We start from the raw sequence: 24,544 nt of genomic DNA, 5'->3' as shown, positions 1-24,544 counted from the left end.
CCGGCGCGCCATGGCGGACCGCGGCGAGCTGGCCGCCTGGCTGCGGCTGACCGAGAGCCTCGGCGCCGGCCCCGTCCGCCGGCTGCTGGCCATGGCGGGCAGCCCCGAGGCGGTGTTCGAGCTGCCTGCAGCCGCGCTCGAGCAGGTGCTGTCGCCCCGGCAGCGCCAGGCCCTGGCTGCACCGCCCGAGCACCTCGCCGAGCTGATGGTTCAGGCCGAAGCCTGGCTGGCCGAGGCGGGCCACGGCCTGCTCGCCCTCGGCGACGCCGACTACCCGGCGCCGCTGCTCGCCACCGCCGACCCGCCGCTGCTGCTGTGGCTGCAGGGCCGAAGGGAGCTGCTGGGCACGCCGTCGCTGGCCATCGTCGGCAGCCGCAACCCGACGGCCCAGGGCGGCGACAACGCCCGGGCCTTCGCCCGTGCCCTCGCCGCGGCGGGCTACACCATCGTCTCCGGCCTAGCCCTGGGCGTGGACGCCGCCGCCCATGAGGGCGCCCTGGACGCCGGCGGCGCCACTATCGCCGTCGTCGGCACCGGGCTGGACCAGGTCTACCCGCGCCGCAACGAGGAACTCGCCGCACGGCTGCTCGCCGCCGGCGGCCTCATCGTCAGCGAGTATTCGCTGGGCACGCCGGTCATGCAGGCCAACTTCCCGCGGCGCAACCGCATCATCGCGGGCCTGTCGCGGGGCTGCCTCGTCGTCGAGGCGGCCGTGCAGTCGGGCTCGCTGATCACCGCAAGGCTGGCCGTCGAGGCGGGGCGCGAGGTCTTCGCCATCCCGGGCTCCATCCATTCGCCGCAGTCGCGCGGCTGCCATGCCCTGATCCGCCAGGGCGCCAAGCTGGTGGAGTCCGCCGAGGACGTGCTGGAGGAGCTGCCCGCACCGGGCACGCCGCGCGCGCCGAAGGCGCCGACGGAGCCCGCGCCAGAGCCGCCCCACGGCCAGCAGGCCCTGCTGGACGCCATGGGCTTCGACCCGGTCAGCCTGGACGCGCTGATGGCCCGCTGCGGCTGGCCGGCAGCCGAGCTGAGCGCCGCCTTGCTCGAACTCGAACTGGAGGGTCGGGTGGCACGGCTGGCCGGCCAGCTCTACCAGCGGCGCGGCCTGGGATAGCGAGCTTAACCGCCGATATCAGAGGCGGAACCGAGGGGTTATTCGCGGCCGATGCCGCTGGATCGCTGGGCTATCATCCCCTCACCATGTTCGATGTCCTGGTTTATCTCTACGAGACCTACTGGCGCCCGGACGCCTGCCCCGACCATGCGCAACTGACGCGCAAGCTGTCGGCCGTGGGCTTCGAGAACGACGAAATCCAGGAGGCCCTCAACTGGCTCGACGGCCTGGCCGCCGCGGGCGACGCCTACCAGGGCGAGCAGGGCGCGCTGTCGATGCGCGTCTATTCCGCTGCCGAGGTGGAGCACCTGGGAGAGGCCTCCATCGGCTTCATCAGCTTCCTGGAATCGGCCGGCGTCCTGCCCGGCCCGATGCGCGAGATGGTGATCGACCGCGCCATGGCCATCGGCGGCAACGCCATGGACCTCGAAGACCTGAAGATCATCGTGCTGATGGTGTTCTGGAGCCTGGGCGAGGAGCCCGACGCCCTCATCCTCGACGAGCTCTTCGTCGCCCCGGAAGACCGGCTGATCCACTAGGGCCGACCGGCCCTGCGGACCACAACGGCGCCACCGGCGCCGTTTGTCATTTCAGCGATCCATCCCGAGTTCACTGCATTCACGGCGCGTGAACCGACTGGGCTTGCCGGCGTTCAGCCGGAGCAAGACCGGGCGAGGGGCTTGTTTCACTTCAGAAGTTGCCCGGGGTCGGCATCCAGCTTGGCCAGGGCCTTGCGGGTGGCCTGCACGGTCAGGGCTTCGTCCTGGGCCGGCAGCAGCAGGCCGGCCTGCAGGAAGGCGGCCATGCGGTTCAGCGAGAACAGCACGCCGCGGCCCTTGGGCGTGACGAACAGGGCCAGCTGCTTGCGCAGACCGCGCCAGGCGAGCTGCACCTGCTCGTTGCGCCCGCGGTAGTCGAGCATGAACCAGCCGCCCACCTGCAGCTCGCGCGCCCAGGCGACCATGGCCGGCGTCGGCGCCGAGCCGCCCTCGGCCACCACTTCCATGCCGTCGGACTCGTGGCCCGAGAGGTCGCGCACCAGCATCTCGTCGACGTGGCTGTCGCCCTCGATGTCCTCGGGCAGCATGGCTTCCAGCGTCTCGAGCTGGTCCATCAGTTCGTCCAGGCGCTCGCGCGGGATGGCCGCCGTCTTGGCGGTGAAGGCCGCCGCCAGGGCGTTGTTGAGCTGGCGCACGTGCTCGTCCTGCTTGTCGATGGCCAGGCCGGCGTGGCTCATGCCGTCGCGCAGGGTCTTGAGCAGGGGCGGCAGGCGGCGGATGACCTCGGCCCGCTCCTCGCGAGATGACTTGGCGCTCGCGCTCCAGATCAGGTCGGCCGCGGCGCGCTTCATGGACTTGGTGACGTCGGCCTGGGCGCCGGAGCGCACGGCCGTGACGGCCAGCACGTCGGCCCAGACGTGGAAGAGGAAGTCGCGCACGCCGTCCTGCACCGGCACCTCGGACAGCATCTTGCGCAGCTCGATGGTGTACTGGATGGCCAGGGTCTCGCGCTGCTCGACCTGCTGGGCCAGGGACACGCCGCGCTTGGAGGCCTGGTTCTCGTTTTCGAAGTAGTGGTCGAGGAACTTCTCGAACTCGGTCAGCACGGTGGCGAAGACGCGCCGACCGGTGTCGGGGTAGGCCTCGACGACCTGCACCACGCGCTTGATCTCGCGCTCCAGCGCGTCGTTGCTGGCGCGCTCGGCGCCGGGGCCGCTGCTCTGGGCGGTGTTGAAGCCCATGACGCAGGCGCCCATGCGGTCGATGAGCCGGCGCGCCGGATGGTCGGCCGCCGCGAAGAAGTCAGGTTCGCTGACGGCCACGCGCAGCACCGGCATCTGCAGCCGCGCGAACCACACCCGGACCGTCGCGGGAATGCGCTCCTCGGTCAGGATGCTCTGGAACATCATCGCCACGATCTCGATGGTGGCGCGTTCGGCCGGCGTGCTGGCCGCCTGCTTCAGGACCTGCTTGAAGGCCTGGTTGCGGGCGCCGATCTCCTCGAGCGCCCGGGGGGCGCTCTGGGCGGTGGTCTCGGCCCCGCTGGCCGAGGCGGCTGGTGCCGGCCGGCGTTGCAGCGATTCCTGGGCGTGCCGGATGGCGCCCATCAGCCGCGGCGAGGCGGGAGCCGACGGAACGGCCGGCGGGGCATCGGCCAGGGAAGGCCGCGCGCCGCCCTCGCCGCCCCCGGTGATCGGCCCGCCGCCCGACCCGCCCGATGCACCGGGCTGGCCGACGCCGGCCAGGCTGGGCTTGCCGCCGCCCGGCCGGGCCGGGACCTGGCTCTTCGTGACGGGAAAGCCCGGCACGTGGCGAGCCAGCACGCGCTGCAGCTGCGCCATGACCTCCTCGGCCTGGCTGCTGGCCTTGCTGCGCGGGGCCTGCACCTCGTCGGGCCCGGCCACGCCCGGTGCCGGCGGCGCGAGCCCCGCGGCGGCGGCGGGCGGCGTGGGCGAAGGCGCGGCCGCAGGCGGCACCGGCACCGCGGGCGCTGCGGCCGGAGCCGTGCGGCGGATGAAAGGGCGCAGGTCGACCTCGGGCAGCACCTTCTGGGCGATCAGCCAACGGTTGGTCTCGTGGTAGGCCTCGCTGATGAGCTGGGCAAACTCCTCGTGCAGCTCATGGTGCAGCAGCTGCCAGATGTTGGCGTCCAGCCCCACGCGCGACCAGGCGTCGAGCGCGATGCGGGCCACGACGTGGGCGCGCAGCAGGTCCAGCGGCTCCAGATCGTCGTGGGCCTCCAGGGCCTGCATGCGGGTGCGCAGGTCGGTGAACTCCCAGGTGGCGCGGTCCATCATGACCAGGGCCAGGCGCGAGCTGGTGATCTCGCGCTCGATGGTCGAGTCATCGACCAGGCTCATCTTCAGCGACGAGGCGGCGGCCGTGTCGTGCTCGCGTCCGCTCTCGGAGACGCCATGGACGGCGGCGTGGCGCAGCGCGCCGACGACGGCCATCTGCCAGTTGGGGCCGAGCTTCTGCCAGGCCTGCACCGCGTCGCGCCGCGCCAGCATGATGGCGTGCGGAGCGCCCTGCGACAGCAACTGGCCGGCGCCCTGGCCGACGGCCGCGACCAGCGGCGTCATGCCGCGCACCAGGGCTTCGAGGTAGACGCGCCGTGCCTGGGTGGCCAGGGCCTGGTTGCGGGCGGCGGTCATGGGAGACAGTGGGCTGCGCGTCGGGAGTTGGGCTTCGCAGTCACTCTACACGACGGCCCCGGCATTCGGGTCGTTGGGGTCGTCGCGATTGACGCCAGTCTTCACCAGGTCCTCGCGCTTGACACCCAGCCACATCGCGATGGCCGCGGCCACGAAGACCGAGGAGTAGATGCCGAACAGGATGCCGATGGTCAGCGCGACGGCGAAGTAGTGCAGCGTCGGGCCGCCGAAGAGCAGCATGGAGATCACCATCAGCTGGGTGCAGCCGTGGGTGATGATGGTGCGGCTCATCGTGGAGGTGATGGCGTGGTCGATCACCTCGTGGGTGTTCATCTTGCGGAACTTGCGGAAAGCCTCGCGCACCCGGTCGAAGATGACCACCGACTCGTTGACCGAGTAGCCCAGCACCGCCAGCACCGCCGCCAGCACCGCCAGCGAGAACTCCCACTGGAAGAAGGCGAAGAAGCCCAGGATGATGACCACGTCGTGCAGGTTGGCGATGATGCCCGCCAGCGCGAACTTCCATTCGAAGCGGATGGCCAGGTAGATCATGATGCCGGCCACCGTGACGGCCAGGGCCTTGGCGGCGTCCTGGGCCAGCTCGGCGCCCACCGCGGGGCCGACCACCTCGGAACGCGACAGCTTGAGGGGCTCCGTGCCGTTGGCCGCCGTGCAGACCTGCTTGCTGACCTGCTCGCCCTGCGGCGTGACCTGCTGCTGCTGGCTGACGGTGCCCGACTCGGCCTTGCACAGCTCGCCGAAGACGCGGCCGACCAGCTCCGTCTGCTTGACGTCGCCGCGCACCGGCAGGCGGATCATGACGTCGCGCGAGGAGCCGAAGTTCTGCACCTGCACCTCGCCGAAGCCCATCTTCTCGACGACCTGGCGGGTCTTCTCGATCTCGGCGGCCTGCGGGTAGGCCACCTCGATGACGGTGCCGCCGGTGAACTCGATGGAGAAATGCAGGTGGCGCGTGAACAGGAAGAACACGGCGGCGGCGAAGGTGATGAAGGAGATGGCGTTGAAGATCAACGCATGCTTCATCAGCGGCAGGTCGCGCTTGATGCGAAAGAGTTCCATCGTTTGCTTTCTCAGGCCTTGGCGGCCACGTCGGTCGTCTCGGCTTCAGGCTTCCAGACCTGGCCGATGGACACGCTCTTGAGCTTCTTCTGGCGGCCGTACCAAAGGTTCACGAGGCCGCGCGAGAACACGACGGACGAGAACATCGAGGTCAGGATGCCGAGGCAGTGCACCACCGCGAAGCCCTTGATCGGGCCGGAGCCGAACACCAGCAGCGCCACGCCGGCGATCAGCGTCGTGACGTTGGAGTCCAGGATGGTGGCCCAGGCCCGCTCGTAGCCGAGGTGGATGGCCTGCTGCGGCGTGGCGCCGCCGCGCAGTTCCTCGCGCACGCGCTCGTTGATCAGCACGTTGGAGTCGATGGCCATGCCCAGCACCAGGGCGATGGCCGCGATGCCCGGCAGGGACAGCGTGGCCTGCATCAGCGACAGCGCCGCCACCAGCAGCAGCAGGTTGAAGCCCAGCGCCAGCGACGAGAACACGCCGAAGAGCATGTAGTAGACGCACATGAACGCCGCCACGGCGACGAAGCCCCAGGTGACGCTGGCGATGCCCTTCTCGATGTTCTCCTTGCCCAGGCTCGGGCCGATGGTGCGCTCCTCGATGATCTCCATCGGCGCGGCCAGCGAGCCGGCGCGCAGCAGCAGGGCCGTGTCGCTGGCCTCCTGCGTCGTCATCGCACCGGAGATCTGGAAGCGGTTGCCGAGCTCGGAGTTGATCTTGGGCGCCGTCACGACCTCGCCCTTGCCCTTCTCGAACAGCAGGATGGCCATGCGCTTGCCGATGTTCTCGCGCGAGGTGTCCTTCATGATCCGCGCGCCCTTGGCGTCGACGGTCAGGTGCACGGCGGGGTTGTGGTTCTCGTCGAAGCCGGGCTGGGCGTCGTTCAGGCTGTCGCCGGTCAGGATGACCTGGCGCTTGACGATGATGGGCCCGAAGCCGCGGTCCATGAAGCGCTCGGTGCCGAAGGGCACGGGGCCGTTGCCCTTGAGGGCCTCCAGCGCCTCGGCGCTGTCGTCCACCATGCGCAGCTCCAGCGTCGCGGTGCGGCCGATGATGTCCTTGGCCTTGGCCGTGTCCTGCACGCCTGGCAACTGCACGACGACGCGGTCCAGGCCCTGCTGCTGGATGACGGGCTCGGCCACGCCCAGTTCGTTGACGCGGTTGTGCAGGGTGGTGATGTTCTGCTTGAGCGCGGCCTCCTGGACGGCCACCTGCGCCTTGGGGCTGAGGGTGCCAGCCAGCTGCAGCTCGCTGCCTTCGCCCTGGGGTGTCCAGGTCACCTCGGGCACCTGGGCCTGCAGCAGCGCGATGGCGGCGGCGCGCTGCTCGGCGTCGCGGAAGGCGATCAGCACCGCATTGCCCTCGCGGGTGATGCCGGCGTGGCGGATGTTCTTCTCGCGCAGCTGGGCGCGCACGTCGCCGGTCAGGGCCTCGGCCTTCTTGGTGAGGGCCGCCTTCATGTCGACCTGCATCAGGAAGTGCACGCCGCCGCGCAGGTCCAGGCCCAGGTACATCGGGTTGGCATGCAGGGCCGACAGCCATTGCGGCGACCGCGACAGCAGGTTGAGCGCGACGATGTAGGTCGGCTCGGCCGGATCGGGATTCAGCGCCTTGTTGATGGCGTCCTTGGCCTTGAGCTGCGTGTCGGTGTCGCCGAAGCGAGCCTTGATGGAATTGCCGTCGAACTGGACGTAGTCCGCCTTGACGCCGGCCTGCTGCAGCGCGGACTCGATGCGGTCCTGCAAGGCGCTGTCGACCTTGACGGTGACCTTGGCGCTGGAGACCTGCACCGCGGGCGCCTCGCCGAAGAGGTTGGGCAGCGTGTAGAGGGTGCCGATCAGCAGCGCGACGAGCAGGATCGCGTACTTCCAGAGCGGATAGCGGTTCATGGGGAAAACGTCCTTGTCGGCGTCGGGCGGCACCCGGAGGTGGCGCCGGGCAGGCTTACTTCAAGCTGCCCTTAGGGAGAACCTGGGTGATGGCGCCGCGCTGGACCTGCAGCTCGACGCCGTTGGCCACTTCGAGGTGCACGAAGTTGTCGCCCAGCTTGCTGATCTTGCCGATGACGCCGCCGGCCGTGACGACTTCGTCGCCCTTGGCCAGGGCCTCGATCATGGCCTTCTGCTCCTTCTGGCGCTTCATCTGCGGCCGGATCATGACGAAGTAGAGGACGACGAACATCAGCACCAGCGGCAGCATGCCGAGGAGGCCGTTCTCGGGGCTGGCGGCGGCCGGGGCGGCCTGGGCGTAGGCGTTGGAGATGAACACGATGATTTCCTAGGGTGGGGGCGGACATGGGCCGCCGCAAAGCAACCTTGAATTCTAGTGCCCGGCCGCCCCGGCACCGGGCAAGGCTGCCCCGCCGCCCGGCGCCCTGATAACCTGCGCCGGCCGCGGCCCGCCGCCGCGGCACGCCCAACCGAGCGGAGCCTTCGATTACGAAATGCCCACGAGGATGCTGCCAGAGCGCCTGACCCTGCGCCGCCTGCTGACCCTGCCCTATGCCGCGCTCGTGCTGGCGCTGGCCTTGCTGATGGGCCTGCTGTCGTGGCGGGCCGGGCGTGACACCGTGGACAGCCTGTCGGCGCAGCTCCTCGTCGAGGCGGTCGGCCGCATCGCGGTCTCGCTGGAACGCCATGTCGGCGGCGCCGACGCCGTGCTGGAGGCAGCCTTCCCGACCGGCGTGGCCGCGCCCGACCGCCTGGACACCGAGGCCGGCGCCCTGCGCGAACGCTTCTGGCTGGCCACCTCGGTGCACCGCGACCCGAACAACTACGTCTACTACGGCAACCGCCAGGGTCAATTCATCGGCCTATGGCGCTTCTCCGAACAAGAGGCCGAGCTGCGCCGGCGCCCCCGCGGCGAAGGCCCGCGCACCCTCTACCGCCTCAGCGGCATCGCCGGCCCGCTGCGCTCGCCGGTCACCGAGGACAAGGTGTTCGAGCCGCGCGAACGCCCCTGGTATGCCACCGCCATGGCCCACCCCTCGGCCCTGGGCTGGACGCCCGTCTACGTGGACTTCCGCACCCAGGACCTCATCGTCACGCGCACCAAGCGGGTGGCCAACGACGTCGGCGAACCGGAGGGCGTCGCGGCGACCGACCTGCCGCTGAGGCAGGTCACCGCCCTGCTGTCGCGGCTGTCGCTCAGCGAGAACGCGGTCGCCATGGTCGTCGAGGCCGACGGGCAGCTCGTCGGCGTGTCGCGCGGCGCCCACCTCAAGGCGCTGGATGCCGCCGGGCACGAGCGGTTGAACGCCCGCCAAAGCCCGGACGGCCTCGTGGCCGCGGCCTACGCCGCCGTGCGCGAGCGCGGCCTCGGCAAGGCCGCCGACGCCGCCGCCACGACGCCGCGCACGCTCAGCTTCAAGGATGGCGACGGCCGCTCGGTGCAGGTCGGCTATGCGCGTGTCGACCCTGTGCTGGGGCTGGACTGGCTCATCATCGCCGCCGTTCCCCGCGCCGACTTCCTGGCCGGCGCGCGGCAGGGCATCGTGCAGGCCGCCGTGCTGGCCGGCCTGGCCACCGTCACGGCCCTGGGGGTGGGCTGGGCGGTGCTCGGCCTCGTCACGCGCCAGCTGCGCCAGCTCGCCGAGGCGGCCCGCCGCGTCGGCGATGGCCAGCCCGCCGGGTCCGCAGAGCCCGTCGAGACCGCGCTGGCGGGCCGGCGCGACGAGATCGGCGAGCTGGCGCGCAGCATCGCCGACATGCAGCGCCGGCTGCTGACCGACCCGCTCACCGGCCTGTCCAACCGGGGCGCCATCGTGCGCCACGTCGACGACCGCATCCTGCAGCAGCGCCGCCGCGGCGACCGCTGGCCCTTCGCCACCCTGGTGGTGGACGTCGTCCGCCTCAAGGACATCAACCACCGTTTCGGCCGGGGCGTGGGCGATGCGGTGCTGAGAGAGGTGGGCCAGCGCCTGCGCGCCGGCGTGCGCAGCGGCGACCTCGTCGCCCGCTACGCCGGCGACGAGTTCGTGCTGCTGCTCGAATCTGTCGAGGACCGGGCCGACGCCGAAGCCGCCCGGCTGCACCTCGAGACCGCCCTGAGCCAGCCGCTCCAGGACATCGCCGCCGGCGCACCGCCCGGACACGCCGTCAGCGTCAGCATCGGCGTGGCCGTCTACCCGGACGACGGCCAGGACAGCGAGTCGCTGCTGCGCCACGCCGAAACCGACATGCTTGCCCGCCAACGAGCCGCCCATGCCCCCGACGCCTGACCTCGCCGACCTGCGCCGCCACGCCGTCGCGCGCAGCCTCTTCACGCCGACGACGCTGATGCAGGCCGTGCAGCGCCTCGGCGGCTTCGTGCAGGCCGACCCGCTGCGTGCCCCGGCACGCGCCCAGGACCTCACGCTGCGCCACCGCGTCAAGGGCTACCGCGCCGGCGACCTGGAGCGGCGCTACCCGCGCCTGCCGCTGCAGGAGGACTTCTTCATCAACTACGGCTTCGTCACGCCCGAGCTGCGCGCGCTGATGCATCCGCGCACGACGCACCGGGTCTGGGACAAGGCGCGCTGGAAGCTCGCCCGCGCCGTGCTGGCCGAGGTGGAACGTCTGGGCGAGGCCCATCCGGCCGAGGTCGACGCGGCCCTGGGCCATGGCCCGGTGAAGAACTGGTTCGGCGGCAACAGCCGGCTGTCCACCGAACTGCTCGACGGCCTGCACTACCGCGGCCACCTGGACGTCGTGCGGCGCGACAGCGGCACGCGGGTCTACCGCCTGGCCCCTGCCTGGGAGCCCCACCCCGACCCCCAGCAGGCCATGGACGCCCTGGCCGACGTGCTGGTGCAGAAGTACGCCCCGCTGCCCGCGGGCAGCCTGTCGCAGCTGATCAACATGCTTTTCCACGGCGCTCACCAGTGGCAGGCGCTGCGCAAGCCCACCTTCGCACGCGCCCGCGAGCGCCTGTCGCACGCGCGGGTCGAGGGCGTGGACTGGTATTGGCCGGCGGGCGAAGACCCGACACGCGGCTGGCGCATCCCCTCGCAGGTGCGGCTGCTGGCGCCCTTCGACCCGGTCGTCTGGGACCGCCGCCGCTTCGAGCTGCTGTGGGGCTGGGCCTACCGCTTCGAGGCCTACACCCCGGCCGCCAAGCGGGTGCGCGGCCACTACGCCCTGCCCCTGCTGTGGCGCGACCAGGTCATCGGCTGGGCCAACGCCGCCGTGCGCGACGGCCGCCTGCAGGTGGACTGCGGCTACGTCGCCGGCCGGGCGCCGCGTGAGGCGGGGTTCAGGGCCGCGCTGGAGGAAGAGGTCGGGAGGATGGCGGTGTTTCTGGGAGCTGAAGTGCCGTGAGCTTGGCAAGGGGCTCACGGTAAGCAGCTGCCGCTGGCTTGCATCCGCTTAAGGGGCGCACTGCGGGCCCAGGGCTATCCTTCGCGTGGTCAGATGTTGGGCAGAAATCGTTAACGTCCGCATACGACACCACGTTAGATTGCTCGTGAACATATACCTACGCTATGTCCTTGCTGGGCTACCTGCCATCGTCACCTTTGGTGGCTGGCAACTGGCGGTGTGGGCCTACGAGCACTTTGGATGTTCCGGCAATCTCAAAGCTCTCGCTCCCTGCTTCGCGGGCGGTGTCAATCTTCTTCCGTTGCTTGGCATCGGCCTTTTCTGGTGTCAATTGCTGCTCTGGGTGGCCGTGCCAATCTCGCTCTGGCTCATGCTTTGGGTCTATTCACGTCATCATGTTCAGCGCCGCGGCTCTCCAAACTAACCATGCTTTCAAGCGGTCGCGCCAACCGCACGCTGCTTAAGTCAAAGGTTGAACGTCGGCTTCGGGGCGCTTCATCAGGCCTTGCGCTGTCTCCGCCCAGGATCGCCCGCCGCCCCGGCGCACTCCCCCAAACACCGCCGCGGCCCGTCGCACCCTCCCCTGGCTACAGTCCGCCGCCATGCTCCTCGACATCGGCCCGCTGCGCCGCAATCTTCCGTTCCGCCGCCTCTTCGCCAGCCAGTTCATTTCGGGCCTGGGCACCATGGTCAGCTATGTGGCCGTGCCCTGGCAGCTCTACGAGCTGACGCGCTCCAACGCCCAGGTCGGGCTGCTGGGACTGGTGCAGTTGATCCCCGTCGTCGTCTGCGGCCTGCTGGGCGGCGCGGTGGCGGACCGTGTGGACCGCAAGCGGCTGCTGCTGGCCTCCGAGGCCTTGATGGCCCTGTGCCTGGCCGGTCTGCTCGCCAACGCGCTGAGCGCCACGCCCAGCGTGCTGGCCATCTACGCGCTGGTGGCCGTGCTCCAGGGCGCCAGCGGCTTCCATCGCCCGGCGCTGGAGGCGCTGACGCAGAAGCTGGCCCGGCCCGAGGAGTTCGCGGCCGTGGCGGCGCTGTCGTCGGTGCGCGGCACGGTGGGCATGGTGGCCGGCCCGGCCCTGGCGGGGCTGATGCTGGCGAAATGGGGCGCCGTGGGCGCCTATGCCTTCGACCTTGCGACCTTCCTGGCCGCGCTGTTCTTCATCTCGCGCATCCCGCGCGAGGCCATAGGCATGGTCGACGCGCCCGCCGACCGGCCCCACCTGCTGGCCGACCTGGCCGAGGGCCTGCGCTTCGCCTGGGCACGGCCCGAGCTGATGGGCACCTACATCGTCGACATCGTCGCGATGGCCTTCGCCTTCCCCGTCGCCCTGTTCCCGGCCATGGCGGCGGCCGACGGGCGCACCGAGTCGGTGGGCTGGCTGCTGTCGGCCATGTCGGTCGGTGCCCTCGTCATCGGCCTGTTCAGCGGCTGGACCGGCAAGGTCGGCCGCCACGGCCGCGCCGTCGTCATCGCGGCGGCCGTCTGGGCCCTGGGCATCGTCGCCCTGGGCGTGGCGCCCAGCCTGCTGCTCGGCCTGGTTTGCCTGGCCGTGGCCGGCGCGGCCGACATGGTCAGCGGCGTGTTCCGCGGCACGATCTGGAACGAGACCATCCCGAACCCGCTGCGCGGGCGGCTGGCCGGCATCGAGATGATCAGCTACCTGACCGGCCCGCTGGTCGGCAATGCGCGGGCCGGCTTCATGGCCGACGCCTGGGGCGTGGCGCCGGCCATCTGGATGGGCGGTGCCATCTGCCTTGCCGGCGTCATCGCCACCGGCTTCCTGCTGCCGCGCTTCTGGGCCTACCGCAGCATGACGGCCGCTAGACGTTGACCGTCTTCATCTGCATCTCGGGATAGCGCGTGCCGGCCACGGCATGGGCTTCCAGCAGCGCGGCCAGGCGCGCGCGCCGGGCGTCGTCGAGATGGATGCGGGCGGCCAGCGCGTTCTCGTCCAGCCGGGCGATGCTGCGCGTGCCGGGGATGGGCACGATGTCTTCGCCCTGGTCAAGCAGCCAGGCCAGCGCGAGCTGGGCCGGCGTGTAACTCCATTCGGCGGCCAGGGCCTTCAGGGCATCGGCCAGCGCGAGGTTGTGCTCGAGGTTGTCGCCCTGGAAGCGCGGATGGATGCGGCGGCGGTCGTCGGGCGCGAGCTGCTCGGCCGAGCGGATGGCGCCGGTGAGGAAGCCGCGGCCCAGCGGGCTGTAGGGCACCAGGGCGATGCCGAGCTGGCGGCAGGTGGGCAGGACCTCGGCCTCGACGTCGCGCGTCCACAGCGAATACTCCGTCTGCACCGCCGCGATGGGGTGCACGGCGTGGGCGCGGCGGATGGTGGCGGCCGAGGCTTCGGACAGCCCCAGGTGCCTGACCTTGCCGGCCTTGACCAGCTCGGCCATGGCGCCCACGGTCTCCTCGATGGGCACGGTCTTGTCGACGCGGTGCTGGTAGTAGAGGTCGATGTGGTCCACGCCCAGCCGGTCGAGGCTGGCGTCGCAGGCCTGGCGCACGTAGGCGGGGCTGCCGTCGATGCGCACGACCGTGCCGTCAGCGGCCCGCACGTGGCCGAACTTGGTGGCGACGACGACCTCGTCGCGGCGCTCGGCCAGCAGCCGCGCCAGCAAGCTTTCGTTGGCACCGACGCCGTACATGTCGGCCGTGTCGAGGAAGTCGATGCCGATGTCCAGGGCATGGTGCAGCACTGCCAGCGACTGGGCGTCGTCGGCGGGGCCGTAGAAATCGGACATGCCCATGCAGCCCAGGCCGAGGGCCGAGACCTCGGGGCCTGCCGAGCCGAGGCGGCGGCGGGGAAGATTCGATGACGTCATGAGGACTCCTTGGATGAAGCGTCGAGGGATGCCGACAGCTTAGGAAAAGGGCGCCGGGCCGCACAGCACGAATCTCGCGCCGTCTTGCCCGATCCTCCGAAACCTGGCCGCGCGCCGGCCCCGCCAAGGCAAAGGGTTTGCACAATGGCCTGCATGCCCACCGACGACGACCTGCCGACCCTGCGCGAACGCGCCATCGCCCTGGCCCTCGCCCGCGCCCCGGGCGACGGCCTGCACGAGACGCCCCTGCCCGGGCTGCGGCTGATCCGCGCCAGCGCGCCGGCGTTGCCGGTGCCGGCAATCTACGAACCCGGCCTCGTCCTCGTGCTGCAGGGCCGCAAGCAGGCCCGCCAGGGCGACCGGGTCGTGCAGTACGACGCCATGCAATGCCTGCTCGTGCCGGTGACGGCACTGCCGCGGGGCCAGGTCGTCGAGGCCAGCCCCGACAAGCCTTACCTCTGCCTGCGCCTGAGCTGCGAGACCCAGGCCCTGGCCGAACTGCTGCTCGATGCCGACCTGCCTTCGGCGGCCGAGGGCGATGCCGGCCTCCAGGTGGCCCCGGTGACCGCGCCGCTGCTGGAGGCCGCGCTGCGGCTGCTGCGCCTGCTGGACACGCCGGCCGACCTGAAGACGCTGGCGCCCCTGGTGCAGCGCGAGATCCTCTACCGCGTGCTGACCGGGCCGCTGGGGCCGCGGCTGCGCGCCCTGGCCCAGGGCGACGGCATGGCCCGGCGCCTGAACCGCGTCATCGAGCAGCTGACCCGCCGCTTCGCCGAGCCGCTGTCCATCGACGAACTGGCCGGCCTGGCGCACATGAGCCCGTCCACCCTGCATCTGCGCTTCAAGCAGCTGACGGCGCTGTCGCCCCTGCAGTTCCAGAAGACGCTGCGCCTGCAGCACGCGCGCCGGCTGATGCTGTCCGACGGGCTGGACGCCGCCAGCGCCGCCCACCGCGTCGGCTACGAGAGCGCCTCGCAATTCAGCCGCGAATACCGGCGCCTGTTCGGCGCGCCGCCGCGTGCAGATTTGGCACGAAAGCGCGAGACGGCCCAGGCCTGAGCGGGCCGCCACGGCGGGTTGACGAGGATCAATTCGGCACCGGCGCCAGGCGCGCAGCATGGCTCCCATGCCGACATCCCGCCCCACCCCTTCCTCGCCCGCCTCGCAACGCAACGCCCGCCGCCCCGCCACGCGCCGTGTGGCCGCCGGCGACACCCCGCCGCGGCTCGACGCCGCCGCCCTCGAGCGCGACCGCGTCGGCCGCGCGCTGGCCCGGCGCGACGCGATCGAGTCCGAGACCCTGGCCGAACTGGTGCGGCGACATCACCAAGCCGAGAGCAGCCCCGACGCCCTGGCCCGCGACCTCGGCACGCTGCTGGACGGCTGCTCCCCCGACGAGCGCCGACACCTGCGCCGCGCGCTGCGCCAGCACGAGGAAGCCGTGGCGCCGCCCGCCGACGTGGACGCCGACAGCGAGCTCAGCCCCGGCTGGCGCCAGGGCGCCTACCCCTACAAGAACCTGCTCTCCCGCAAGGCCTACGAGCGGCAGAAGTACCGGCTGCAGGTCGAGCTGCTCAAGCTGCAGGCCTGGGTCAAGGAGACCGGCGCGCGCGTCGTCATCCTGTTCGAGGGCCGCGACGCCGCCGGCAAGGGCGGCACCATCAAGCGCTTCATGGAGCACCTCAACCCCCGGGGCGCCCGCGTCGTGGCGCTGGAAAAGCCCAGCGAGGTCGAGCGCGGCCAGTGGTACTTCCAGCGCTACGTGAACCACCTGCCCACGGCCGGCGAGATCGTGCTGTTCGACCGCAGCTGGTACAACCGCGCCGGCGTCGAGCGCGTCATGGGCTTCTGCAGCGAGGGCGAATACCAGGAATTCCTGCGCCAGACGCCGGAGTTCGAGCGCCAGCTGGTGCGCTCGGGCATCCACCTCTTCAAGTTCTGGTTCTCGGTCAGCCGCGACGAGCAGCGCCGCCGCTTCAAGGAGCGCAAGCTGCACCCGCTCAAGCAGTGGAAGCTCAGCCCCATCGACATGGCGTCGCTGGACAAGTGGGACGACTACACCCGCGCCAAGGAGGCGATGTTCCTGCACTGCGACACGTCGGACGCGCCGTGGACGGTGATCAAGAGCGATTGCAAGAAGCGCGCGCGCCTCAACGCCCTGCGCTTCGTGCTCAACCGCCTGCCCTATGCCGAACGCGACCTCGAACGCATCGGTGCCGTGGACCCGCTCATCGTCGGCCGGCCGGCGCTGGTGTCGATCGCGGGCGACGATTTGTTGGCACCCGGCGGCGGCGGTTGACCGCCACGGCGGCGGCGGCCGTCGCTAGAATGTGCGGCTTCCGAGGAGCGTTGCAACCTCAGCACCCCGTGAGGCCAGGCTCGGAACCAGACACTTCTGCAACCGCGCTCACCCGCTGACCACTGGTCGGGGTGAGGCCTGAGCCCCATCTCGACCCCGTCAGCGGCTTCACATCCTGAAGGAGCCGACATGACCGCCAACCTGCCCGCCCACATCGTCAAGGACCTGTCGCTGGCCGACTGGGGCCGCAAGGAAATCAAGATCGCCGAGCACGAGATGCCGGCGCTAATGGCCATCCGCAAGGAATACGCCGCCACCCAGCCCCTCAAGGGCGCGCGCATCGCCGGCTCCCTGCACATGACCATCCAGACTGCGGTGCTGGTGGAGACGCTGCAGGCGCTTGGAGCGGAAGTGCGCTGGGCCTCGTGCAACATCTTCTCGACCCAGGACCACGCCGCGGCGGCCCTGGCCGTCAAGGGCACGCCGGTGTTCGCCTACAAGGGCGAGACGCTGGAGGACTACTGGGACTACACCCACCGCATCTTCGAGTTCGGCACCCCGGGCACGGCCGGCGAAGGCCCCAACATGATCCTGGACGACGGCGGCGATGCGACGCTGCTGATGCACCTGGGCCAGAAGGCCGAGAAGGACCTCTCCGTGCTCGCCAACCCTGGCAGCGAGGAAGAGCGCATCCTGTTCGCCGCCATCAAGGCCAGGATCGCCCAGGACCCGAGCTGGTACACGCGCAAGAGCGCCGAGATCATCGGCGTGACCGAGGAGACGACGACCGGCGTGCACCGCCTGAAGGAAATGGCCGCCAAGGGCACGCTGCTGTTCCGCGCCATCAACGTCAACGACTCCGTCACCAAGAGCAAGTTCGACAACCTCTACGGCTGCCGCGAGAGCCTGGTGGACGGCATCAAGCGCGCCACCGACGTGATGGTGGCCGGCAAGATCGCCGTGGTGGCCGGCTACGGCGACGTGGGCAAGGGCTCGGCCCAGGCGCTGCGCGCGCTGTCGGCGCAAGTGTGGGTGACCGAGATCGATCCCATCTGCGCCCTGCAGGCCGCGATGGAGGGCTACCGCGTCGTCACCATGGAGTTCGCCGCCGACAAGGCCGACATCTTCGTGACCACGACCGGCAACAAGAGCGTCATCCGCCACGAGCACATGGCCGCGATGAAGAACAACGCCATCGTCTGCAACATCGGCCACTTCGACAACGAGATCGACGTCGCCTCGCTCGAGAAGTACGAGTGGGAGGAGATCAAGCCCCAGGTCGACCACGTCATCTTCCCCGACGGCAAGCGCATCATCCTGCTGGCCAAGGGGCGCCTCGTGAACCTGGGCTGCGGCACGGGTCATCCGAGCTATGTGATGAGCAGCTCCTTCGCGAACCAGACCATCGCGCAGATCGAGCTCTTCGCCCACAAGGAGCGCTACGCCGCCGGCCAGGTCTACGTGCTGCCCAAGCACCTGGATGAAAAGGTGGCCCGGCTGCAGCTGAGCACGCTGAATGCGCAACTGACGGAGCTGACGGAAGAGCAGGCGGCTTACATCGGCGTTCCGAAGGCTGGCCCGTATAAGCCCGACACTTATCGCTATTAACAAATAGCTACGTCAGCAGGGAGGTCTGCTTGAGCGCTACAACGGCAAGAAAATCAAAGCTCTTAATTGTTCTGGGAAATGGTTTCACGATAGATCTTTTGAGTCATCTTGGATTAAGAGAGAGCATCAATACGCTCAACCTCTTTTCAAGAGGTGCCGAGGTCCCATCGCCTGATGGCCTACCAGTTGGTTTTTTGTCGAGCCGACATTGCCCAGAGCTCTGTGGAGCCTTGGCGCGCGCCCGTACATGGAGCAGGCCGCAGCAATTTCGCTTATCGAACGGATTCTTTGCGCCGCCCAAGCTTTTGTCGCCCACGAAAAAAAAGGCTCATTCCTAGAGCGGGACGCGACGCTTCGCACTAACTTTACATATCTGCGTGCATACTGCGAACTCGCTTACTACTTGCGTCATCTTTTCCTTATGTATGACGCGGAACTGAAGAGCGCCCCGGACGCAAGCAAAATAACATCGTGGCCTTGGGCGGACTTTTTACAGCGCGCCCACAACAATGTCGATATCGAAGAAATCGTAATTGTCACCTTCAACTACGATCTATTCCTTGAACATACACTCGATCTACTTGGCATTTCATACGAGTATGAAGGCATTACCACGACGACACCTTCCAGCGCCAAAGTAAGGTTATACAAACCTCACGGCTCTATCAACTTTGTGGCGCCTCCACTACCGGCAGGAAGCGCAATGCCTCCCAGAGAAATCGACTACAAGCTGGCCGAAGATTTCTCAATCCAGCGCCCGCTAATGGTTGATAATACAAGCCCCCAAAACCACTGGCTTCGGTATTCAATTATTCCGCCGGCAGGCGACAGTGCACGCATAAAGTACACATGGGTGCAAGCGTTACAAGCGAGCCTGCAAGCACGTCTAGCCAGCTTTGCGGATACTGATCGCCTGGTAATCTGCGGCCTTTCTTACTGGCACGTGGATCGTGCCGAGATCGACGGTATGCTTGCAAAGCTGGACTTGAATGTTGATGCAATATCAATCAATCCCAGACCATCAGAGGCACTGGACGGCGTACTCTCCTCCTTGTTTGTAAATTACTCCTGCTTCCCAACGAGCAGCTCTTTAAGGAAGGTAAAGATATGAGCGCACTATTAGCACGCACTTCGAACGCCATGTCGATCGCCGCTTTTTGGGAGCTGCATCAGAATAAAAAATTTAATTTCGATCCCCCTTACCAACGGCGGAGTGTATGGGGTCCAGATAGGCAAGGATTTTTTGTCGATAGCTTGCTTCGAAATTATCCGATGCCGCCGATATTCTTGCATCAGCACATTGACACAATTACCGGCGCCACATCTTATGATGTCGTGGATGGGAAGCAGCGCCTTCAGTCAATCATTCGCTTTATCGAAGGTCTGATCAATGTTATCAATGAGTCAGAACAAGACTCGGATGCAGCATTTGTTGGGCGCTTCTTTTCGGATCTTGATGCGCCGGAATTAATCACATATAAGAAAAACTTTTGGCGATATCAAATTCCGGTCGAGTATATAGACACCGTTGAAGACAACGTATTAAATGAAGTATTCGATCGACTTAATCGCAATGGCGCCCCTCTGAGCAAACAAGAGCTCAGAAATGCAAAATACCATGACAGCGAATTCTCATCGCTAGTTAGAGAGCTTTCCCAGGGCCCATTTTGGGCGCCTTTGCTTAACCCGATAGCGGATAGGAACAGATTTGAGCATGAAGAATTCATATCGGATCTGATCTTTTTGCTATGGAAGGATGGCGTACAAAACACGGAAGGCCAAGCCTTCGACAATCTTTATACCGACGCTGTCAACAGCATTGACGGTCCACAACTACAGACCATCAAACAGGAATTCATCGATCTTACCGATTGGCTCGCCACACTAAACCTTGACTATGACAGTTTAGGAATCAGGGGCATCAGCCATTTGTACGGACTCTGGAGTCTTGGATATACCCTTCAACAGCGGAACGTTCCTGGTTCTACTATTTCCGCACGGCTGGTCACATTCTTACAGCAAGCAAAATCATCAGCACCTTCAGACAACCAAGCGGCAAAAGACTATTTCTACTCCACCAATTCAAGAACCCGTTCCCGAGTTCAACGGCTGAAGAGGCTGAAGGCATTGCTTAACGGAACAGGTCAAGAGTTGGAACAAGCCCAGTTAGTCATTTAGCCGGAACAGAATGCGTGCTGACCAACTCCTCGTCGCCCAAGGCCTGGCGCCCACGCGCTCGGCTGCCCAGCGCCTCATCCAGCACGGCGCGGCCGAATGGGCGTCGCCCATCGGCTGGGCTGCGCTGAAGAAGGCCGGCGAGGACCTGCCCGAGACGGCGCAGCTGCGCGTCACCGACGACGCCGAGCTGCGCTACGCCTCGCGCGGCGGACTCAAGCTGGAAGGCGCGCTGCAGCGCACCGGCCTCGACGTGGCCGGGCACACGGTGCTGGACGTCGGCCAAAGCACCGGCGGCTTCACCGACTGCCTGCTGGCTCATGGCGCCCGCCATGTCGTCGGCGTGGACGTGGGCCACGGCCAGCTCAGCCCGCGGCTGCAGGCCGACCCGCGCGTCACGGCGCTGGAGGGCGTGCACGTGCGCGAGCTCGACGTGCTGCGCCCGCACGCGCCGACCGGCGGCTTCACCGTCATCGTCGGCGACCTGAGCTTCATCTCCATGGTGGCCAGCCTGCCCGAGCTGCTGCCCTGGCTGGAGGTGCACGGCCATCTGCTCGTGCTGGTCAAGCCGCAGTTCGAGCTGGGGCCGCAGGCCCTGGGCAAGGGCGGGCTCGTCAAGGACGAGGCCGACTACGCCCGGCTCGAGGCGCGCGTGCGCCTGGCCTGCACGGCCCTCGGCCTCAAGGTGCTGGACTATTTCGACAGCCCCATCGCTGGCGGCGATGGCAACCGCGAATTCTTCCTGTGGGCGTCCCGATGACCACTCCGATCTCCTTCGAATTCTTCCCCCCCAACACGCCCGTCGGCGTGGACAAGCTCAAGGCCGTCGTGCAGGAGCTCGGCGCCCTGAAGCCGCAGTACTTCAGCGTCACCTACGGCGCCGGCGGCTCCACGCGCGACAAGACTCTGTCGGCCGTGATGGACATCGCCGCGGCGGGCTTCGAGGCCGCACCGCATCTCTCCTGCGTGGGCTCCACGCGCGAGAACATCGCCGAGATCCTGGCCACCTACCGCGCGCAGAACATCCGCCGCGTCGTCGCCCTGCGCGGCGACCTGCCCAGCGGCACGGCCACGGCGGGCGAGTTCCGCTACGCCAGCGAGCTGGTGGCCTTCATCCGCGAGACGCAAGGGCCTGACTGGCACATCGAGGTGGCAGCCTACCCGGAGGTGCACCCGCAGCAGCGTTATGCCGCCCGCGACCTGCAGCACTTCGCCGACAAGATGAAGGCCGGCGCCGACGGCGCCATTACCCAGTTCTTCTTCAACGCCGACGCCTACTTCCACTTCGTGGAGGAGGCGCGCAAGCTCGGCGTCACCCAGCCCATCGTGCCGGGCATCATGCCCTTCCACAACTACGGCCGCATTGCCCAGTTCGCCCAGCGCGACGGCATCGACATCCCCCGCTGGGTGCAGATGAAGATGGAAGGCTTCATGGACGACACGGCCGGCATCCGCGCCTTCGGCCTGGACGTGATCACGCGGCTGTGCGAGCGCCTCATCGACGGGGGCGCACCGGGCCTGCACTTCTACACGCTCAACCAGTCGCCACTGGTGCTGGAGCTGTGCCGGCGCCTGGGGCTGGGCGCCCGCTGAAGGGGCTGGGCGCCGGCCCGCTCAGCGCGTCGCGCGGCCGGGCATCGCCTCCAGCGCTTCCAGCAGCACCCGCACCCGGGGCGGCTGCAGGCGTGAGGTCGGCAGTACGACGCTGATGGGCATGGCCGGCGGCCGGTTCCGGGGCAGCAGTTCCACCAGCTCGCCCCGCGCGATGGCGTCGACCACCATGTTGTCGGGCACCTGGGCCAGGCCCAGGCCCAGCACCGCCGCGGCGACGATGCCTTCGCCGTCGTTGACCTCCACGCTCGGCGTGGGGAGCAGGCTGACGGCCTGACGGCCGTTGCGGAACTGCCAGGGCCGCTGCCGGCCCGAGCTCGGCAGCCGGAAGACGATGGCCCCGTGGCCGGCCAGCTGGTCCAGGCGCAGCGGCTCGCCGCGCTCGGCCAGGTAGGCGGGGCTGGCGACCAGCAGCAGGTGCTGGGCGTCGAAGCGGCGGGCCACCAGGCGCGAATCCTGCAGCTCGCCGACGCGGATGGCCGCGTCCAGCCCGTCGCGCACCAGGTCGGCATAGCTGTCCTGCAGGCGCAGGTCCAGGCGCAGCTCGGGATGCCGGCGCAGCAGGGCATTGAGCACCGGCATCAGCACCTTGCGGCCGTAGGTGACCGGCGCGTCCAGGCGCAGCGTGCCGCCCACCGTCGCCCGCGTGCCCGCGGCATCGGCCTGCAAGTCGTCCAGCTCCGACAGCACGCGCTCGCAGCGGCGGAACAGGCGCTCGCCGTCGGGCGTCAGCGTCACCTGCCGCGTCGTCCGGTGGAAGAGGCGCACGCCGAGCGACGCCTCCAGCCGAGCCACGCTCTTGGCCACGGTGGACGGCGTGCCGCCGAGGTCGCGGGCCGCGGCGGCGAAGCTGCCGCGCCGGGCGGTCTGGGCAAAGGCGATCAGGGGCTGGAGGCCTTGCATGCGTGGTGATTGAGGAAATCTTGTCCTCAATGTTAGTCAGTTCGCGCCACTTCTCGCCGCAGTCGGCGCTGCGCACACTGCGGCTCCCTGACCACCCACTCCGACGGAGCCCACATGTATGTCGCTGAACAGACCCCTCCCCGCCCGACCGAACTCCCCGGCATCGCCCATGTGACCTGGGCCGGCATCGACGACGGGCTCGAACAACTCTCCGTGTGGCGGCAGAGCATGGCTCCCGGCACCGCCACGCCGCCGCACGTGCACGACTGCGACGAGGTCGTGTTCTGCCTGGGCGGCAGCGGCGAGCTGCACATCGACGGGCAGGCCCTGCGCATCGATGCCAGCAGCGTCCTGCGCCTGCCCGGGGGCCGGCCTCACCAGATCTTCAACACCGGCAGCGTGCCGCTGGAGACGCTGGCCGTCTTCGCCCGGACGCCCGTCCCCACGCGCTGGCCCGAAGGCGGCGAACTGCCCCTGCCCTGGCGCAGCTGAAGGCCCGCGCGGCGCTGTTGCCGCCACGCCGCGCCGATTCCACATCTTCTTGACCCAACACAAAGCGGCCCTCGAGCGGGCCGCAGGCCACCAGCCAAGTTGAGTTGCATCAAGTCCGCGGGGGCCCGGCGGGCTTGCAATGGCGTCCATCGGGGCACGTCCCCATCCACAGGAGCCTTAGATGTTCAAGAAGATCGCCATCCTTGCCGCCGCCGTCGCTGCCTTCGCCGCCCCCACGCTCGCCTCCGCCGAAGAAGGCCCGCTGCTCGTCCGCGTGCGCGCCCTCAACCTGCACTCGGCCAACAAGGACAGCACGGGCCTGGGCCTGACGGTCAACAACAAGACCTTCCCCGAGATCGACTTCAGCTACTTCATCACGCCCAACGTCGCGGCCGAGCTGATCCTGACCTACCCGCAAAAGCACACCGTCTACTCCAACGGCACCGAGATCGGCTCGCTCAAGCACCTGCCGCCCACGCTGACGCTGCAGTACCACTTCCTGCCCACCGGCACGGTCCGCCCCTACGTCGGCGCCGGCGTCAACTACACCAACTTCTCCGGCGTCCACTTCGCACCGGCCGTCGAGACCGCCCTGCACCCCGGCATCAAGCACAACAGCTGGGGCCTGGCCTGGCAGGCCGGCCTGGACATCGCCATCGCCAAGAACACCTACCTGAACCTCGACGTCAAGAAGGTCGACATCCAGACGACCATCTACTCCAGCGGCGCCGAAGCCGGCAAGTTCAAGGTCAACCCGACCCTGGCCAGCGTCGGCCTGGGCTGGCGTTTCTGAGCAAGGGGCGGCCACCCGCCGCCTCCTGCCCGGGCGCTGGCCTACCAGCCAGTGCCTGATCCGACGAAGCGGCGACCATCCTCGCCGCTTCGTTTCCTTTTGGACGCTTCGCCTCGGACAGTCCGGCCGCGAACGCCTCAATAGCGCTGATCGCGCCCCAGTCGCCGCAGCGTCGATTTCTGCAGGCGCCCGTCCGCCCCGAAGAGGCTGACCAGCTCCAGGCGCTGCGGCCCCGCCCGCTGGGTCGTGACGTGCAGATGGCGCAGCAGGCGCCGCCCCGAGTCGAAGCGGGTGTCGTCGTCGGCGCGGCCGACGCGGGCCTCGACGTCGGCCACCGTCAGGCCGGGCGCCAGCGCCAGGGCTGCATGCACCCAGTCGTCATGCAGTTCGCGCAGGCCCGGCTCGGGCGGCGCGGGCGGGTCGTCCATGGCTTCGAGCAGCACGCGCGTGTCGTCGGGCCAGCTCGCGTCGCCCAGCGGCACCCGGAACATGCGCTCGCGCAGGGCGAAGCCCCAGTCGTAGTCCTGGCCGCCGCCATCGCGCAGGCCGTGCAGCAGGCCCGCGCTGACGCTCAGCCAGCGCTCGCCGTGCATCAGGGTCACGGCGAACACCGGCCGGTCGGCGAAGTTGCTCGGGCTCCACTCCGGGTCGTCGCACTCATCGAAGGCGAAGGACAGCAGCCGGGCCAGGCCGACGAGGCCGCGCGCGACGCCGCTGTCGAAGCCGACGCGGCACTGCAGCCTCAGGTCGCCCAGGCGGCGCTCGCCGGGCGGCAGGCCAGGCGTGCGGATGTCCGGCCGCCAGGTCACGCGGCCATCCGGCAGGCGGCTGCGCACTTCGGTGCGCGGGTCCAGCGCATGCCAGGCGGGGTCGATGACGAAGCGGTCTTCTTCGTCCAGCGGCACCGGCAGGCGCCCCGCCGGCGTCACCAGGGCCAGGTCCAGCTGCGCCGCCTGCTCGGCCCGGGTGCGCGCATAGACGCGGATCTTCAACGGCGCCGCGGGCGCGAGGGCGTGGAACTTCTCGAACAGCGTCTCGGCCTTGAAAAGCTGGGCCAGCGTCTTCTTCTCGCGGGCGATGGCCGATTCGCCCTGCACCTGCACGCGGCCGAGCTCGGTCTCGGGAGGCGGGGCGCTCGCCGGGAGGGCCAGCGCACCGGCCAGCACGGCGAGCGCCCACACCGCCACGC

General features: G+C 68.7%; 22 protein-coding genes and 1 riboswitch. Of the genes, 15 read left to right on the top strand and 7 right to left on the bottom strand.

What is annotated here, in order from left to right; all coding sequences use genetic code 11:
* Positions 1–10 precede the first annotated feature (10 nt).
* Positions 11–1,114 carry a DNA-processing protein DprA gene (gene dprA, locus LXT12_RS19555; RefSeq protein WP_233393973.1) on the top strand — a complete coding sequence of 368 codons (1,104 nt, stop codon included), beginning with the start codon at positions 11–13 and terminating at the stop codon, positions 1,112–1,114.
* Between the two features lie 86 nt (positions 1,115–1,200).
* Positions 1,201–1,653 carry a Smg family protein gene (locus LXT12_RS19550; RefSeq protein ID WP_233393972.1) on the top strand — a complete coding sequence of 151 codons (453 nt, stop codon included), beginning with the start codon at positions 1,201–1,203 and terminating at the stop codon, positions 1,651–1,653.
* A 146-nt stretch (positions 1,654–1,799) separates the two neighbouring features.
* Here the strand turns inward: LXT12_RS19550 and LXT12_RS19545 are convergent, their stop codons facing one another.
* The 4 genes from LXT12_RS19545 to yajC are packed head-to-tail and all read right to left on the bottom strand — an operon-like array spanning position 1,800 to position 7,619.
* The gene (locus LXT12_RS19545) at positions 1,800–4,268 is read right to left on the bottom strand and encodes a DUF1631 family protein (RefSeq protein WP_233393971.1); all 2,469 of its coding nucleotides are present in this window, start codon (positions 4,266–4,268) and stop codon (positions 1,800–1,802) included.
* A 45-nt stretch (positions 4,269–4,313) separates the two neighbouring features.
* Entirely contained in the window at positions 4,314–5,348 is a 1,035-nt protein-coding gene (gene secF, locus LXT12_RS19540; protein WP_233393970.1) for a protein translocase subunit SecF, read from the bottom strand.
* Positions 5,349–5,359: 11 nt separating this feature from the next.
* A complete protein-coding gene (secD, locus tag LXT12_RS19535; protein WP_233393969.1) occupies positions 5,360–7,240 on the bottom strand; it encodes a protein translocase subunit SecD in 1,881 nt (626 codons plus the stop codon).
* 55 nt (positions 7,241–7,295) lie between these two features.
* On the bottom strand, positions 7,296–7,619 hold the full coding sequence (yajC, locus tag LXT12_RS19530; RefSeq protein ID WP_233393968.1) for a preprotein translocase subunit YajC: 324 nt from the start codon (positions 7,617–7,619) through the stop codon (positions 7,296–7,298).
* A gap of 175 nt (positions 7,620–7,794) precedes the next feature.
* On the opposite strand from yajC, the gene LXT12_RS26950 reads away from it, so the two are divergent.
* From LXT12_RS26950 to LXT12_RS19510, 4 genes are all read left to right on the top strand, one after another.
* Entirely contained in the window at positions 7,795–9,570 is a 1,776-nt protein-coding gene (locus tag LXT12_RS26950) for a diguanylate cyclase domain-containing protein (protein WP_304622775.1), read from the top strand.
* A complete protein-coding gene (locus tag LXT12_RS19520; protein ID WP_233393967.1) occupies positions 9,554–10,648 on the top strand; it encodes a DNA glycosylase AlkZ-like family protein in 1,095 nt (364 codons plus the stop codon). The genes LXT12_RS26950 and LXT12_RS19520 overlap by 17 nt, the downstream gene beginning before the upstream one ends.
* 145 nt (positions 10,649–10,793) lie before the next feature.
* Positions 10,794–11,072 carry a hypothetical protein gene (locus tag LXT12_RS19515; protein WP_233393966.1) on the top strand — a complete coding sequence of 93 codons (279 nt, stop codon included), beginning with the start codon at positions 10,794–10,796 and terminating at the stop codon, positions 11,070–11,072.
* 178 nt (positions 11,073–11,250) lie between these two features.
* Complete coding sequence (locus LXT12_RS19510) at positions 11,251–12,483, top strand: MFS transporter (protein WP_233393965.1); 1,233 nt, start codon at positions 11,251–11,253, stop codon at positions 12,481–12,483.
* Here the strand turns inward: LXT12_RS19510 and LXT12_RS19505 are convergent.
* A complete protein-coding gene (locus LXT12_RS19505) occupies positions 12,473–13,474 on the bottom strand; it encodes an aldo/keto reductase (RefSeq protein WP_233393964.1) in 1,002 nt (333 codons plus the stop codon). The two genes, LXT12_RS19510 and LXT12_RS19505, sit on opposite strands and share 11 nt — an antisense overlap.
* Before the next feature lie 153 nt (positions 13,475–13,627).
* Here LXT12_RS19505 and LXT12_RS19500 point away from each other — a divergent pair, with 153 nt between their 5' ends.
* From LXT12_RS19500 to metF, 7 genes are all read left to right on the top strand, one after another.
* Positions 13,628–14,533: an AraC family transcriptional regulator gene (locus LXT12_RS19500; protein ID WP_233393963.1), complete on the top strand. Its 906-nt coding sequence runs from the start codon at positions 13,628–13,630 to the stop codon at positions 14,531–14,533.
* A gap of 67 nt (positions 14,534–14,600) precedes the next feature.
* Positions 14,601–15,773: a polyphosphate kinase 2 gene (gene ppk2, locus LXT12_RS19495; RefSeq protein WP_233393962.1), complete on the top strand. Its 1,173-nt coding sequence runs from the start codon at positions 14,601–14,603 to the stop codon at positions 15,771–15,773.
* A 36-nt stretch (positions 15,774–15,809) separates the two neighbouring features.
* Positions 15,810–15,890, top strand: a riboswitch (S-adenosyl-L-homocysteine riboswitch).
* Positions 15,891–15,962: 72 nt separating this feature from the next.
* Positions 15,963–17,381 carry an adenosylhomocysteinase gene (gene ahcY, locus LXT12_RS19490; RefSeq protein WP_233393961.1) on the top strand — a complete coding sequence of 473 codons (1,419 nt, stop codon included), beginning with the start codon at positions 15,963–15,965 and terminating at the stop codon, positions 17,379–17,381.
* Positions 17,382–17,628: 247 nt separating this feature from the next.
* Positions 17,629–18,492, top strand: a complete 864-nt coding sequence (locus LXT12_RS19485; RefSeq protein ID WP_233393960.1) for an SIR2 family protein — start codon at positions 17,629–17,631, stop codon at positions 18,490–18,492.
* A gap of 29 nt (positions 18,493–18,521) precedes the next feature.
* Positions 18,522–19,559, top strand: coding sequence for a DUF262 domain-containing protein (locus LXT12_RS19480; RefSeq protein WP_233393959.1), 1,038 nt, complete (start codon positions 18,522–18,524; stop codon positions 19,557–19,559).
* A 10-nt stretch (positions 19,560–19,569) separates the two neighbouring features.
* Positions 19,570–20,316: a TlyA family RNA methyltransferase gene (locus tag LXT12_RS19475; protein WP_233393958.1), complete on the top strand. Its 747-nt coding sequence runs from the start codon at positions 19,570–19,572 to the stop codon at positions 20,314–20,316.
* On the top strand, positions 20,313–21,149 hold the full coding sequence (gene metF / locus LXT12_RS19470; RefSeq protein ID WP_233393957.1) for a methylenetetrahydrofolate reductase [NAD(P)H]: 837 nt from the start codon (positions 20,313–20,315) through the stop codon (positions 21,147–21,149). The genes LXT12_RS19475 and metF overlap by 4 nt, the downstream gene beginning before the upstream one ends.
* A 21-nt stretch (positions 21,150–21,170) precedes the next feature.
* On the opposite strand, the gene LXT12_RS19465 is transcribed toward metF, so the two are convergent.
* Entirely contained in the window at positions 21,171–22,070 is a 900-nt protein-coding gene (locus LXT12_RS19465) for a LysR family transcriptional regulator (RefSeq protein ID WP_233393956.1), read from the bottom strand.
* 114 nt (positions 22,071–22,184) lie between these two features.
* On the opposite strand from LXT12_RS19465, the gene LXT12_RS19460 reads away from it, so the two are divergent.
* Together LXT12_RS19460 and LXT12_RS19455 are read left to right on the top strand one after the other, a co-directional pair.
* The gene (locus tag LXT12_RS19460) at positions 22,185–22,562 is read left to right on the top strand and encodes a cupin domain-containing protein (protein ID WP_233393955.1); all 378 of its coding nucleotides are present in this window, start codon (positions 22,185–22,187) and stop codon (positions 22,560–22,562) included.
* A gap of 181 nt (positions 22,563–22,743) precedes the next feature.
* Positions 22,744–23,355, top strand: a complete 612-nt coding sequence (locus LXT12_RS19455) for an OmpW/AlkL family protein (protein ID WP_233393954.1) — start codon at positions 22,744–22,746, stop codon at positions 23,353–23,355.
* Between the two features lie 137 nt (positions 23,356–23,492).
* Here LXT12_RS19455 and LXT12_RS19450 read toward each other — a convergent pair whose 3' ends face one another.
* Entirely contained in the window at positions 23,493–24,542 is a 1,050-nt protein-coding gene (locus LXT12_RS19450) for a DUF4314 domain-containing protein (protein ID WP_233393953.1), read from the bottom strand.
* Positions 24,543–24,544 lie beyond the last annotated feature (2 nt).

This window comes from Pelomonas caseinilytica, assembly GCF_021353235.1.
Lineage (GTDB): Bacteria > Pseudomonadota > Gammaproteobacteria > Burkholderiales > Burkholderiaceae_C > Pelomonas > Pelomonas caseinilytica.
This window is presented reverse-complemented; position numbering and strand designations above follow the sequence as displayed.